The organism is Streptomyces sp. Tu 2975 (genome assembly GCF_009832925.1).
Lineage (GTDB): Bacteria > Actinomycetota > Actinomycetes > Streptomycetales > Streptomycetaceae > Streptomyces.
Window position 1 is genome coordinate 5,215,632 of sequence record NZ_CP047140.1, and the last position, 13,566, is coordinate 5,229,197.

Sequence of the window (13,566 nt, forward strand, 5' to 3'; positions counted from 1 at the left end):
CCGAGGGGGCCGTGCCTGCGAACGGCTGCCGTCCCGCGTCAGCGTTCCGCCGCGTCGTCCGGCCAGATCCCGATGTGGTCCTGCTCGAGCTCCAGCATCACCCGGTGCTTCATGCCCAGCGCCGCCGTGTAGTCGGCCGGCAGCTGAAGGCGCCCCGCCCGGTCCAGCATCGCGTACTCGCGTGCCACCACCGACTCCTGCCCCTCCGCGTCGATCTCGGTGCGCCGCAGCACCTCGGACGACGTGCGGCCGTCGCGGATGGCGACCGTGCGGCGGACCTCGCCCGCGACGGCCTGGTCGTGGGTGACGATCACGATCGTCGTGCCCAGCTCATCGTTGGCGCGGCGGAACGCCTCGAAGACCTGCTCGCCGGTCGCCGAGTCCAGCTCGCCGGTCGGCTCGTCGGCGAGCAGCACCGCGGGCGAGTTGGCGAGGGCGACGGCGATCGCCGCGCGCTGCTGCTGCCCGCCGGACATCTGGTGGGGGCGCCGGTCGCGGCAGTCGTCGACGCCGAGCATCGACAGCAGTTCCCGTACGCGCTCCGCCTTCTGCTTCTTGCCGCGGCCGCCGCGCAACTGCATCGGCAGGGCCACGTTCTGGGCCGCGGTGAGATACGGCAGCAGGTTGCGGGCGGTCTGCTGCCACACGAAGCCGACGACCTCGCGGCGGTAGCGCAGCCGCGCCTTGGCGTCCATGGCGAGCAGGTCGCAGCCGGCGACCCGGGCCGCGCCGGCGGACGGCACGTCCAGCCCGGCCAGGATGTTCATCAGGGTCGACTTCCCGCTGCCGGACGCACCGACCAGGGCCATCAACTCGCCCTCCTTGACCAGCAGGTCGAGTCCTTGCAGCGCCTGGACCTCCACCCCGTCCGAGGCGAAGATCCGCACCAGCCGGTCGCAGGTGATCAGCGCGTCGTGCCCGTAGGAGGGGCGGTCGCGGTGGGCAGCGACGCGTTCCTCCAGCTGCTCCAGGGTGGTGTCGGTCATCGCGTGTCTCCTGCCCTGAGTTCGGTGATCGATCCACGGCGCCCCGCCCACCACGCCTGGACGGCGGCCACCGTCCCTGCCAGCAGCACCACGGCGACCGCGGGCAGCGCCAGCGACCACGGGTCGGCCCGCAGGGACGCGCTGGCCAGGGGCGCGGAGCCGGGCGCGGCCGCCAGCGCGAGGCGCACCAGGTCCACGCCCGGTGCGAGGAGCCTGATCGTGGCCCAGCCGACGAGGATGCCGCCGACCGCGGCCAACAGCGCCTGGGGGAGCGCTTCGAGGCCGAGCAGCTGCCGGCCCTGACGTGTGGTGAGGCCCATGGTGCGCAGCCGGGCGAGCAAGGTGGCGCGTTCCGGCGCGGCTTGCATGAGCGAGAGCAGCAGGGCCAGCACGGCGTATCCCGCCCCGGCGGCGATGGCGGCCGCGTAGATCCGTTCGGCGCCGGCCTGGAGCGGCGAGTCCGTGAAGGTCGCCCGCGCCTCGTCGCGCAGCCGCACGGTGAGGTCGTCGTCCATGCCGTGGACGGCCGCGCGCAGTGCCGTACCGTCGATGCCGGTGCCCGTGGCCAGGAGCGCGGTCGGCGCGCGGTGGGTGAGCCGTGAGCCGTCGACGACGAGGAACTCCGCGGACGACACGGCGGGGGTCCGGGACCGTACGGCGGTGACCTTGACGGTGAAGGGGCCGGCTGCCGAGTTGATGCGGTGCGTTCCCTGGCCGAGCTGCTTCGCGACGCCGGGGGAGGCGACGGCGTGCAGAACGGGCTCCCCGGAAGGGTCACCCGCGGCCGGTGAGGTGCCGAGCGCGTCCGCGGGGAAGGCGCCGAGAGCGGCGTGCCGGGCGAGCTTCGCGTACGCGCCGGGGTCTGCGCCCACGAGGGAGACGGGCAGCGGCTCGGACCGTTCGGCCTGGTTCCGGGCGGGCAGGGTCAGCGCGTGCTCGACCTGCACGGCCGTCACATCCCGGACGCCGGGCACGTCCCGCACGGCCCGCTCCGCCCCCCTCGGGAGCGCCGGCACGTCGCCGGGGCCTGAGACACGTGCGTCCGCGCCCGTCGCCAGCAGCGCCGCCCGGTCCCGCGCGTCCGCGACGCCCGCCAGGACCGACCCGCCGAAGGCGGCCGTCGTGAGCGCGACCAGCAGAGCCAGCAGCGGCAGGGCGCCGGCGGCCGAGGAGCGACCGGTACGGGCGAGTGAGAGGAATCCGACCGCGCCGCGCAGCCGCCCGGCGGGGCGCGCCGCCCAGCGCAGCGGCAGCGGATAGAGGCGGACGAGGACGAGCGCGGCGATCAGACCGACCAGCACGGGCGCGGCGCTGACGAGATGGTCGGCGCCGTCGGCATTGCCCCGCCGCCGCAGTGCGACGACCGCGCCCACCGCCAGGACCAGCAGGGTGAGTTCGGCGACGGTACGGCGCCTGGACGGCCGGGCGAGCACCACGTCGTCGCGTTCCCCCGGCACCCGGGGCCTGCGGTGCTGCGTCACCGCGCGGACCGGCAGCGCGGCGCAGGCCATGACCGCCACGGCAGCCGTCCCGATCACGGCGGGCAGCAGTCTCGCGTCGTCGACGACGAGGACGGCGAGGAGCAGACCGGCGGCCGCGGTGGGCAGGGCGACGACGGCGGTCTCGACGAGCAGCCTGCCGCCGATGCCGCGCAACGAACCGCCGCGGGAGCGCAGCAGGGCCAGTTCGGCCCGCCGCCGGGCCGCGAACAGGCCGCCCGTCATCGCCACCACGACGGCGGCGACGGTGCCGATCCCGAAGGCGGCCACGGCGACGACCGGAGTGATGGCGTCCCGCATCGTGGTGTAGGAGCCGAGGATGCCGTCCATGTCCGTGGTCAGCATGGCGTTCTCGTCGACGGCGCTTTTGATCCCGAGCAGTCCGGGGCCGCCTTCGAGGGACGCGATCCGGTCGGTGAGGTCGGGCACGTCCTGTGCGGTGAGGTGGCCGGTGAGCGGGGCGAAGCGCCAGTACGGCTGGGGCTCCCCGAGGGTGCCGAGCAGCGCCGGGGCCGCCTCCGGGGCGATCAGCAGGGAGGCGTTCCAGTAGGCCACCGGCGGGCTGGTCCCGGGCGCGACGAGCAGCCCGGGGGCGCGCAGCCGCGGGTCGGCGGACCAGTAACTGCCGTGCGGATCGCGCGGGTCCACGATGCCGGTGATCCGTACGGACAGCGCCGTTTCCCCGGGGTCGCCCAGGTGCAGTACGGAGCCGGTCCTGATGTCCAGGGTCTTCGCGGTCTCCGCGGTGACCACGGCCTCCAGCTCTGCGGTGGCGGACGTGACCCGTCCGTACGTCTTCGGCAGCCGACCCTCACGCACGGTGGAGTGCGTCTCGAGCCCGCTCTGCGCCACGACGGAGAACTCCGGCGACGCGCCCTCGGGGCGCGGCAGCCAACGGTCCATGCCCTTCAGGGGCTTGGCTGTCTCCACACCGTGGGCGGACTGCGCGGTGTCCACACGCAGCGGCTCCGGCAGCAGCCCGGCCATGGACCGGTGGGCATCGGCGAGGCGCTCGGGGAGCAGCGACTTCTCCCGGGCCGGTTCCGGTATCTCGAGCGGCGGCTGCGGTGTGCTCACCTCGAGCACGCTGCGGGACGGCTGGGCGTCGCTCAGGTCGTGCCGCAGGCCGTGGTTCTCGTACGAGTCGACGGCACGCGGGAACGCGGCGGCGAGGAACGCGGTGAGCAGCACGAGCACACCGAACGCGAGGGCGGCCCCGGGCGCAGTGCGCAGCCGGGTCCTGACCCACGGGGCCACCATGGGCCGGGCGTGGCCCCCGGGCTTGCTGGAGCGCGCATTCATGTCAGTTGTCCCCCCTGTGGCGCAGAGTCACCGCGGGATCCGCGCGACGGAGGGCGATGACGGCGACGATCAGAAGCGGCAGCGCGGCGACACCCGCGAGGAGCAGCCCCACCTGGCCCACGGGCAGTTCGATCAGCACATCGGGAACGGGTTTCGTCGCCTGCCCGGTCAGGACGATCAGCGGCACGACGGCCCGGGTCAGTACGGCACCCAGGCCGATGCCCACCAGCAGCGCGATGCCGATCAGCAGGGTCTGCTCGGCCGCGACCAGCCGGGCGAGCTGGCGGCGCGGTGCGCCGAGCGCGCGCAGTACGGCGAGTTCGGCGGACCGTTCCCGCAGCGAACCGGCCGCGCTGACGGCGAAGCCCACCGCGGCGAGTGCCGCCGCGGCCAGAGCCACCGCCATCAACGCGGAGCGCGGCCCGGCGCCGAGCGGGTCGCCGAGCAGTTCGTCCGCGGCCTCGTCGCGTACGAGCACCTGACCGGGGTCGGCGGCGGGGCGGTCGCGCAGAGCCTGCGCGACCTCGCCGGCCTTGCCCGGCTCGGTGCTCAGCCACCATTCGGTGGGCGTGAGCGACGAACCTCCCCGGGCGGCGATCTCGGTGTTGATCGTGGGCAGGTCCAGCAGCAGGGCTCCGCCGTCGGCATCCTGCTGGTCGGTGGCCGCTCCTTCGCCGTCCGCGGCGACGGTCGCGGCGGTGGCGCCCGGTCCGGTCGTCGGCAGCGCGCGCACCGTCCCGGCGATCCTCACCCGCAGCGACTCGCCCGACAGCATCACGTCGATGACGTCGCCACGCTTCGCTCCGGCCGCGCGCAGGAACTCGTCCGTGGCGACGGCGGCGATCTGCCGCGGCCGTGCCGGCCGCGCGGCGGTGACGAGGATGCTGAACTCCGAGCGGACGAGCCGGCCCCACGAGTCCACGGCCCTTGGGTCAGGTCCGATGCCGTATCCGAGGTCCAGCAGACGGGAACCGGAGGCGGCGGGGCGGAGCGGCCTGGGCGTCCCGGGCTCGCCGGCCTGGATCTCGGTGTAACTGCCCTCCCAGCGAGGGTCCTGACCTGCCGAGACGGTGCGCGAGGTCCCGTCGGCGCCCGTGGTGCTCAGCCGGTCGACGCTCAGGCGGTGCGCCGTGGCGGGGCCGTCCGGGATCGCGCCGTCGAGCCGCAGCCCGGTCAGGGCCAGCGGACCGGCCGGGGCGGTGCGTCCTCCGGGGGAGGACTCGTCGAGGTCGAGGATCACCGGATGGACGCGGCCGTCGGCGGCCACCTTGCCGGCGCTCATCCGGTAGGCCAGACCGTAGCGGTCCTCGACGATGACGGTGACCTGCGGCGTGAGCCGGGAGGGCGACGCACCTGCGGCGGCCTTCTCTTCGGTGATCCTCAGGTCGAGGGTGAGCCGGCGGGCGTCGTCGGGCAGCAGCACGCCGGGGCGGGCCCGCTTAGCGGCGGTGGACTCTGCGAGCAGCGGGCCGGGCGGCTCGTCCGCGAGATCGTCCCGCAGCAGGAGCTGCTCGTCGGCACGGGCGGTGTCGATCGCGAGCACGGTCGCGGTCCGGTTGCCTGAGAGCCCCAGGGGAGCGCGGTGGGCGGGAGCGGCTTCGCGGACGCCGGGGAGGGACGCGTACAGGCCGATGTCGCCCGGCCGGCCCGCGCCGCTGTTCACCACCCGTACCGACGCTCCGGCCCTGAAGTCGGCCTGGTCGCTCTGCGACCGGTCCCAGGATGCGCTCTGTCCGATCGCCAGCATGCCCATCGCCACGGCGAGCACCAGCAGCAGCACCGGTCCGGCGCCGCGCAGCGGCCGGCGGCTGAACTGCCAGCCGGCGAGGGCGGCGGGCAGGCCCCGGCCGCCGGCGGCGCGGCGTTCGGCGAGCCGGGCCGCCGGCGGCAGCAGACGCAGCGTCAGGACCGTGCCGGCCAGCAGGGCCAGCGCGGGTGCCGCGACCAGGAGGGGGTCGATGCCCAGATCTCCCTCACGGTCACCGCTGATCGCCCCACCGCCCGAGGAACCGGTCTGCCGGTCCAACTGCCAGTAGGCGACCGCCGCGACGGCCAGCAGCCCCACGTCCGCACCGGCCCGAACCGGAGCGGGCAGCGTGCCGCCGCGGCCGCGCCGCAGCCGCAGCGCGCCGGAGGTCGCGGCCAGCGCGGGTGCCACGACAGCCGCCGCGCAGCACACCGCCACCCCCGCGGCCACCAGCCACACCTGCGCCGTCGGTGCCTCGCCGAGCCGCAGTCCGCTCCTGGCGAGCGTGGAGTGCTCGGCCAGAAGTCGCGTCAACGGCCCCGACAGCAGAGGCGCGCAGAGCGCCGCCGGCAGGGCGAGCAGCAGGGCCTCGACGGCGGCGAGCGAGATGATGCGCCGGCGTGACGCGCCGCGGGCGCGCAGCAGATCGGTCTCGCCGGTCCGCTCGGTACTGAGCAGCCGGGCCACCAGCAGCAGTGCGTACGCGGCGAGCAGTACCAGCTGCACGGCGACGATCATCAGGGTGGAGCGGGCGACCAGCAGGGCCCGCTCGCTCTGGGCCAGCACGGTCGGCAGGGAGGTGCGCACCGTCGCGCCGGACGCGAACGCCGGGTCCTTGGCCAGCGATCGGGGGCCGCTCGTCGCCGTGGCGCGCAACGCGCCGATGCGCTCGGTGGTGACGGTGCGGAAGTCGGCGGTGGCCAGCCACGCGACGTCTCCGGAGGCGACACGGTCGGAGGCGAGGACCGAGGGATGGGCGAGGAGCGGACCGTACGTGGTGAAGACCAGGGACCGCACGCCACGGCCGCCGAGGCTGTCGAGCTGCCAATACGGATCGTTGGCGTCCGCCGGCCGGTAGAGGCCGGTCAGCCGGACGGTGATCGGCTTGTCGGAGAGCCGGTCGGTGAGGGTGAGGCGTGCGCCGGGCCTCAGGTCCAGCTGCTTCGCGGCGACTTCCGGCAGGGCGACCGGCACCACCCCGGCGTCGGCGGGGCCCGGACGGGTACCGGACACCATCGTGACCCGGCTCTCGTCGAGAGCGGCGAAGTGGGTGAGGTCGGGCTCGTCCTTGCGCGCCTCCGGGTCCTGGAGGGACCGCGGGAGAGCGTACGTCCCCGAGCGTTCGAGCCTGTGCACCGTCACGGGCAGTCCGTCGAAGGACCGCTCGGCCCCTCGGACGACGGCCTCCTCCGCCGCCTCGCGGCGCTCCGGCGGGATCTTGGCGGTGACGGTCAGCGCTGCGGCGGCCGCGTCCCGCCCGGCCAGGGTCTGCCACAGCGCGGCGTTCCCGACGGAACCTGAGAAGGCGGCGAGCGAGGCGAGGACACAGGTCGTGAGCAGAACCGCCAGGAGAGCCGCGGCAAGCAGCAGCCGGTGCGCCCTGACGCGCAGTAGTACGAACCCCGTCACCCGTCCCCCACCCCGCAGCGGTATCTGCCGGCGCCCCCGACGCCCACCGTCCATGGATGCTTTCAGAGCACACGGGTCCGTGGAAACCGCTTGCACCCCGACCTTCATCCGATCGTGACCGTTATCCGGCCACGGAGTTCCGGATTCCGTTCGGGCGCCAAGGCTTAGGAGGGTCGGCGGGACGCGCGACGTGCGAGGGCCTCCCCGGCTCGGGAAGCGGATCGGTCCGTGCGAGGACCTCCCCGGCGGGGGAAGCGGATCAGTCCGGGGCGTTCACCATCGAGGCGGCGGCGTACGTCAGGTAGTCCCACAGCTGCCGCTCGTGCTCCTCGGCGAGACCCAGCTCGTCCAGCGCCGCGCGCATGTGCTTGAGCCAGGCGTCGTGGGCCGCCCTGTCGACCGTGAACGGCACATGACGCATCCGGAGCCGGGGGTGGCCGCGGTTGTCGCTGTAGGTGCGCGGTCCGCCCCAGTACTGGATCAGGAAGAGCGTCAGCCGCTCCTCGGCCGGCCCGAGGTCCTCCTCCGGGTACATCGGCCGCAGCAGCGGGTCCTCGGCAACGCCCTCGTAGAAGCGGTGCACGAGGCGCCGGAAAGTCTCCTCGCCGCCGACCTGCTCGTAGAAGGTCTGCTCCTGAAGCGTCCCGCGCCGAATCTCATTCACGCTCCCCATGCTCTCAGACCGACCCGCCCAGGGCCGAAGCCCTGGGGACCCCTGAGACTCCACGCAGCCCCGGCATGGAGGCTCGCCTCGTGTGCATCCACGCAGCAAAGTGAACATATGGGTCAGACCGGGGATCGATTCGCCGAGGCCGCCACCGAAGCGCGGCGGGCGATGGTGCGCGACATCGTTGCCGACGGCCGGCCGGCCGATCCGGCCTGGCGGGCGGCGTTCGAAGAGGTGCCGCGGCACCTGTTCGTGCCGTACTACTTCACACCCCGGGCCGGAGCGTGGGAACGCCTGTGGCGCGAGGACCCCGACCCCGGCCGGCGCGCCCGCTGGCTGCGCGGCGCCTACACGGACGAGCCGCTGGCCACCCGCCTGCGAGACGGGGAACTGCTGTCGTCGAGCAGCCAGCCCTCCCTCATGGCCCTGATGCTGGACGTGCTCGAGGTCACCGACGGGAACCAGGTCCTCGAGATCGGGGCGGGCACCGGCTACAACGCCGCGCTGCTGGCGCACCGGCTCGGCGACGCCGCCGTGACGACGATGGACCTCGATCCGGAGGTCACCGACTCCGCCCGCGCACATCTTTCGGCCGCCGGGTACCACCCCAGGGTCGTCACCGGCGACGGCGCCCGTGGCTGCCCCGAGCGCGCCCCCTTCGATCGCGTCATCGCCACCTGCACCCTGGCGGCGGTGCCCTACGCCTGGCCCGCCCAGTGCCGCGACGGCGCACGGATCGTCGCGCCGCTGTCCACCGGGATCATTGCCCTGCGGGTCCGTCACGACGCGGGCGGCCGCACGGCGGAGGGCCGCTTCCTGCGCACATCGGCGTACTTCGTGCCGCTGCGCGGCACGGCCGTGCCCGAGGAGCCGGGGACCGGCGGACTGTCCGGGAGCGCGGTCGAGAACGACCTGTTCCGCTTCATGCTGAGCCTGACCGCGGGGAGCCTCGACCCGGAAGAGGCGCTCGCCCTGTGGTACGGGGAGCACCGCCCGGAGCGCAACCGTTTCGGGGTCACCGTCGGCGCCGGCCGGCAGTGGGCCTGGCTGGACGATCCCGAGGGGCCTTACGTCTGGCCCCTCGGGCCGCCCGGCGACTGAACGCGCGGTCGTCACCGACTCCCGTGCCGCGGTTGAACGCTCACGCCGGGCACCACGTATTCATGCCTGTCGGCAGGATCGCCGTCCGGCGCGGTGAGGCCCCCGCTGCGGGGTCGCTCAGCCGCGGCGGACGGTGATCGTCGTCCAGGCGCCGACGTGCACCCGGTCGCCGTCGTTCAGCGGGATCGGGACGTACGGCTGGATCGGGTCCTCCGCGCCGTTGAGCGTGGTGCCGTTGGTCGAGTTCTGGTCGACGACCGCCCAGGACCCGTCCGGCTGCTGCACCAGCACCGCGTGCTGGTGCGAGACACCCGGGTCCTCCGGGGGCACCGACAGGTCGATGTCCGGCGACTCGCCCGTCGACTGCCTGCGGCGGCCGATGGTGATCTGGCCCCCGGTGAGCGGCAGATGCTGCTCGGGAGAGTAAGCAGGCAGATTGAGACCGGTGGCTTCCGGGCCGCTGCGCTGCATCATCGCCATGAAGTACTCACGGTCCGGGCCGACCACGGCCGTCCATCCCGCCGGGGCGGCCTGCTGCTGAGGAGGCTGCTGCCCCGGGTGCATGCCCTGCATGCCCGGGCCCTGCTGGTGCTGCGGCGGCATCGACTGCTGCGGGAACGGCGGCGGACCCTGATGTCCCTGCGGCCCCTGGTGCCCCGGCGGAGGTGGGGGCGACTGGGTCCGGGAGGGCGGCGGCAGCATCCAGTCGTCGCCGCCACCGGTCTGCTGGGGCTGCGGCGCGGGTCGACCGGACTGCTGCTGCTGGAACGCGGGCGGCGCGGGCGGTCCCGGCTGCTGCTGGAACGCGGGCGGCGCCGGGGGACCGGACTGCTGCTGGAACGGCGACGGCGGGGGCGGCGGACCGCCCTGCTGCTGGAAGGCGCCCGGCTGCTGCTGCTGCTGGTGCTGCTGCTGGTGCGGCTGCTGGTGCTGCTGGTGACCGGGCGGCTCCTGCCCCAGCGGTTCGGCAGGCCGGTTCATCTGCGAGGGCCGCGAGCCCTGGTACTCGAACGGGTCACGCTGCTGCTGCGGAGGCGGCGGCGGAGCTCCGTGCTGCGCCGGCGGCCAGGGCGGGCCCGGCTGCGACTGGAAACCGGGCGGGAGGTTCAGGCCGCCCTGCTGCTGCGGCGGCGGTGCCACGGGCGTGTACGACGTCGCCGTGTGCGTGAGGAAGTTGTAGCGGCACTCCTCGCAGAACGGGGCCATGGCCTCGCGCGGGGTGCGGCACTGCGGGCAGAGCTCCGCCTGGGCCGTGGCGTTCGGATCGGCCGGGCCGGGATAGCCGTAGCCGGGCGGCGGCGGTGGAGGCGGCGGTACGGCACCCGCGGGAGCACCGGGAGGAGCCATGCGGTGGCCGCAGACCTCGCACCAGTCGTCGGAACCCGACTGGTGTCCGTTCGGGCAGGTCGGCATGTCGGCGCGTCCCCCTCTCCTCATCCGGCCCCGAGGGCCGTTCACTCGTGTTCGTACGTGCTTACTTTTTGACGCGAACCGTCTTCGTGGAGCGCGTTTCGAGCGTCATCTCGTCCGCGTCCGCGACCTTCGCCTTCAGTCGCACAGTACCTGTCGCCGCATCGACGACGTCCACCACCTTCGAAAGCAGCTTGGCGGTGTCCTCGTTCCCGGAGCGCGCCGCGAGCTGCACCGCGCGGCCCAGTTTCGCGGTCGCCCCGCCCACATCACCCGCCTTGCGGGCTTCGAGCCCCTGCTGGATGACCTGCGCCAGTTCCGCCTGGCCCGTGTAGTGCGCCACCTGCCGATTGATCGACGTGGACGCTGCCATGTCGTCCGTCCAGACCGCCCGCACGAGCCCGTGCGACAGCACGGCGGGGGCGCCGCCGTCGGCCGCCGGAACGATCAGCGAGACCCGCGTCGCCAGCATCTCCTGGCCGATCGCGGCCTCCGGCACCTGCACACATATGTGGTAGTCGCGGGACTCGTCGCCCCATGATCCGGTCGGATAGTCGCCCGCACGGGGACCGGCTTCCGTGCGCCGCCCGCTGAGGTCCTCCACGGTCGGCGCGACCTGCTTGACGAACTTGATCTCCACGCCGACGGGGGTCCAGAGCCGCAGTGCCACGTCCGCGACCTCCTTGCCCATCGCGTTCTCCATCATGCTGGTGAAGTCCGCGGCAAGGCCGCCGGGGTCTGCGACGATGTCGGCCGTGCCCAGGAGCGCCGACGCGATGCCGGTGACCTCCTTGACCTCCCAGTCCGTGCCGACTCCCCGGGCGTCACAGGTGAAGCGGCCCGCGCAGGAGTCGAGGGCGGCCCGCAGGTCCTCCGGCGACTCGTGCTCGTTGCGTCCGTCGGTGAGCAGGATGCCGTGCCGTATCGCCGCGTCGGAGGAGGACAGCAGGCGGTCGGCCAGCCGCAGCCAGGTACCGATCGCGGTGCCGCCGCCGGCGGTGAGAGTTCGCAGCGCCTCCTTCGCCTGTGCGCGGGTGGCCGGGTCGGCGACGGCCAGCCGGCCGCCGCCCGGATAGACCTCGAGCGCCTTGTGCGTGCCGGCGACCACCGCGAAGGCGACGCCGTCGCGCAGCGTGTCGACGGCCGCGGCCGTCGCCTCCCGTGCGTTGCGCAGCTTCGTCGCCGGGTACTCCATCGAGCCGGAGCAGTCCACCATGATCACGACGCCGGCGGCGGGCCCCTGGTCCGGCACGGCGGCAGCGGAGGCGGACGCTCCGTGCAGCGGGGCGCCCCGGTGGTGCCGCCCCCGGTGGAGGTGACCGTGACGATCGCGTTGACCTCTCGGCCGCCCTCGGGCAGGTATTCGTTCTGGTACACGTCCACCGAGAACTGCGGCACCTGGGACTTGGCGAAAACAGCCATCTGATCGGCTCCTTGTGGGCTCCGCACGGCGCTCCACCTGGCTGCGGCGGAGCGGCAGCCAGGGCGACGGGTCGTGCGAAGGCGGCAGGGACAGCGGACGGTTGCGGGTCGAGGCGGCCGCCGGGTGGCGGAGGCTTGCCGGGTGGCCGCCGACGGGAGCGGCGGCCGCGAAGGGTCGTATCAGGCCATGTCCTGAGCCGATCCTGCCCCTTGACGCGGTACGGCGAACGGCAGGACCGCCACTGTTACGTTGTCGTGGCCGCCGCCGTCGAGAGCGTGACCGACGAGCATCTGGGCGCTGTGCAGCGGACGTTCCGCCGCGTCCACGGGAACGGCGCGGGCCATCTCCTCCGCGCCCTCCGCGTAGTTCCACAGGCCGTCGGTGCACACCACGACCACGCCGGGACGGTCCGGCTTGAACGCAGCGGTGTGCGGCTCGAGTTCGTAGGCGTCGGCGCCGAGCCATCCCGTGATCGCGTGGGCGCGCTCGTCCGCGTAGGCCTCCGCCTCGTTCATCAGGCCCGCCGCCACCATCTGCGCCGCCCAGGAGTCGTCCTCGGTGAGCCGGGCAGGCGGCCCCGAACGGTCGTCGGGGACCCAGTAGGCGCGGCTGTCACCGACCCAGCCGACGACCAGCAGGCCGCCGGCCGCCACGGCTCCGACGATCGTGCAGGCGGGCGCGTTCTGGTGGCGGTGCTCCTCACCGGGCACCTGCTCTGGCTGCCCGGCCAGGGAGTTGACCGCCTCGGAGGCCGCCACGATCGCCTCGTGCATGGCCTGCTGCGGGTGCGTGCCCAGGGGCAGCGCGGCCAGCAGCCGCTCGTTGGCGGCGCTCGCGGCGGCGGCCGACGCCTCGTCGGGGCGGGTCGCCGAGGAGACACCGTCGCAGACGACCGCGACGACGGCCGGTGAGCCGTCCGGCAGGGCGGTGGCGGAGACGGCGAACGAGTCCTCGTTGCGGTGGTGCCGCAGACCCCGGTCGCTGACCGCGGCGACCGGACCGAGCTCCTGCTCCATGTGGTCGCGCTCGCGGGGCTGGGCGTGACCGCAGTTCTCGCAGTAGCCGTCGGTGTCGACCCGGCCGGCCCGGCAGGCCACGCAGAGCTTGGTGCCGGACGGCGCGGCGGCTGCCGGCGGTGCGGCCGGCGCCCGGGGGTCGGGTGCGGCTCCCGGTGCGGGCGCGGCGAGCTCGAAGTCGCCGGACGGCGGGTCGTCGAACCGCACACCGGAGGCGGGCTGCCCCGCTCCGGCGACCGGGTCCGCGGCGCCCGCGCCGGGCGCGGCCGTCCCGTGGCCCTGGGGGCCTGGCCGGCGGTCCCGGTGCCAGGACGCTCATGGCCGTGACTCCCGGCGTCCGTACCGAATTCGGCGGGAGTGGATGCGGGCGCGGGCGAGCCGGGCGCACCGGCGGCCGTGCCGTGCGCGGGCTGCGACGGTACGGATGCTCCCGGCGCGTCGGCACCTGGTGCGGTCGCACCCGGCACGCCGCTGCCACGTGCGGTGGCCGCCTCGGAGGCGGGGGCGCCGGGCGTGCCCGTCGGCGGCAGTTCGCCGCCGTCGGAGTCGGTGCCCGGCACGTCCGCGGCGCGCTGCGTCGGCGTCGGGGTGCCCATCGTGTCGGTGCCGGTGGCCGCCGGCCATTCGACGGGCGTGCCGATGGCCACGGTCGGGCGGTCCTGCGGCACGGCGGGCACGGCCGACAGGTCGTAGCCGCACGCCCCGCAGAACCGGTCACCCGGCTCCAGAGGTTCGTCGCAGCCGGGGCAGGTCGATCCGGCATCCGGCCGGTGCTTCTGCGCCATC

At 74.4% G+C, this 13,566-nt stretch carries 6 protein-coding genes and 2 pseudogenes; 1 reads left to right on the plus strand and 7 read right to left on the minus strand.

Translation table 11 applies throughout. From position 1 onward, the window contains the following. Window positions 1–38: 38 nt before the first annotated feature. The 4 genes from GLX30_RS23170 to GLX30_RS23185 all read right to left on the minus strand — a co-directional run bounded on the left by GLX30_RS23170 (window position 39) and on the right by GLX30_RS23185 (window position 7,836). A complete protein-coding gene (locus GLX30_RS23170; protein ID WP_159691966.1) occupies window positions 39–986 on the minus strand; it encodes an ABC transporter ATP-binding protein in 948 nt (315 codons plus the stop codon). Continuing rightward, window positions 983–3,787 carry an FtsX-like permease family protein gene (locus GLX30_RS23175; RefSeq protein WP_208545467.1) on the minus strand — a complete coding sequence of 935 codons (2,805 nt, stop codon included), beginning with the start codon at window positions 3,785–3,787 and terminating at the stop codon, window positions 983–985. Before GLX30_RS23175 ends, GLX30_RS23170 begins: the two co-directional genes overlap by 4 nt. A 1-nt stretch (window position 3,788) precedes the next feature. Then, window positions 3,789–7,163, minus strand: a complete 3,375-nt coding sequence (locus GLX30_RS23180; protein ID WP_159691968.1) for an ABC transporter permease — start codon at window positions 7,161–7,163, stop codon at window positions 3,789–3,791. A 259-nt stretch (window positions 7,164–7,422) separates the two neighbouring features. Continuing rightward, window positions 7,423–7,836 (minus strand): globin, encoded by a 414-nt coding sequence (locus GLX30_RS23185; protein ID WP_159691970.1) that lies wholly within the window; start codon window positions 7,834–7,836, stop codon window positions 7,423–7,425. 108 nt (window positions 7,837–7,944) lie between these two features. On the opposite strand from GLX30_RS23185, the gene GLX30_RS23190 reads away from it, so the two are divergent. Further along, window positions 7,945–8,931, plus strand: a complete 987-nt coding sequence (locus tag GLX30_RS23190; protein ID WP_159691972.1) for a methyltransferase domain-containing protein — start codon at window positions 7,945–7,947, stop codon at window positions 8,929–8,931. A gap of 117 nt (window positions 8,932–9,048) precedes the next feature. On the opposite strand, the gene GLX30_RS23195 is transcribed toward GLX30_RS23190, so the two are convergent. From GLX30_RS23195 to GLX30_RS23205, 3 genes and pseudogenes are all read right to left on the minus strand, one after another. Continuing rightward, complete coding sequence (locus GLX30_RS23195; protein ID WP_159691974.1) at window positions 9,049–10,344, minus strand: FHA domain-containing protein; 1,296 nt, start codon at window positions 10,342–10,344, stop codon at window positions 9,049–9,051. Between the two features lie 61 nt (window positions 10,345–10,405). Further along, window positions 10,406–11,763: pseudogene (locus tag GLX30_RS23200) on the minus strand (VWA domain-containing protein). A 180-nt stretch (window positions 11,764–11,943) separates the two neighbouring features. Further along, window positions 11,944–13,536 (minus strand): annotated as a pseudogene (locus GLX30_RS23205) (protein phosphatase 2C domain-containing protein); the annotation flags it as partial. Window positions 13,537–13,566 lie beyond the last annotated feature (30 nt).

Coding starts and splice junctions, on each gene's coding strand:
- GLX30_RS23170 (WP_159691966.1), bottom strand. CDS start 986: ATGACCGACACCACCCTGGAGCAGCTGGAGGAACGCGTCGCTGCCCAC.
- GLX30_RS23175 (WP_208545467.1), bottom strand. CDS start 3,787: ATGAATGCGCGCTCCAGCAAGCCCGGGGGCCACGCCCGGCCCATGGTG.
- GLX30_RS23185 (WP_159691970.1), bottom strand. CDS start 7,836: ATGGGGAGCGTGAATGAGATTCGGCGCGGGACGCTTCAGGAGCAGACC.
- GLX30_RS23190 (WP_159691972.1), top strand. CDS start 7,945: ATGGGTCAGACCGGGGATCGATTCGCCGAGGCCGCCACCGAAGCGCGG.
- GLX30_RS23195 (WP_159691974.1), bottom strand. CDS start 10,344: ATGCCGACCTGCCCGAACGGACACCAGTCGGGTTCCGACGACTGGTGC.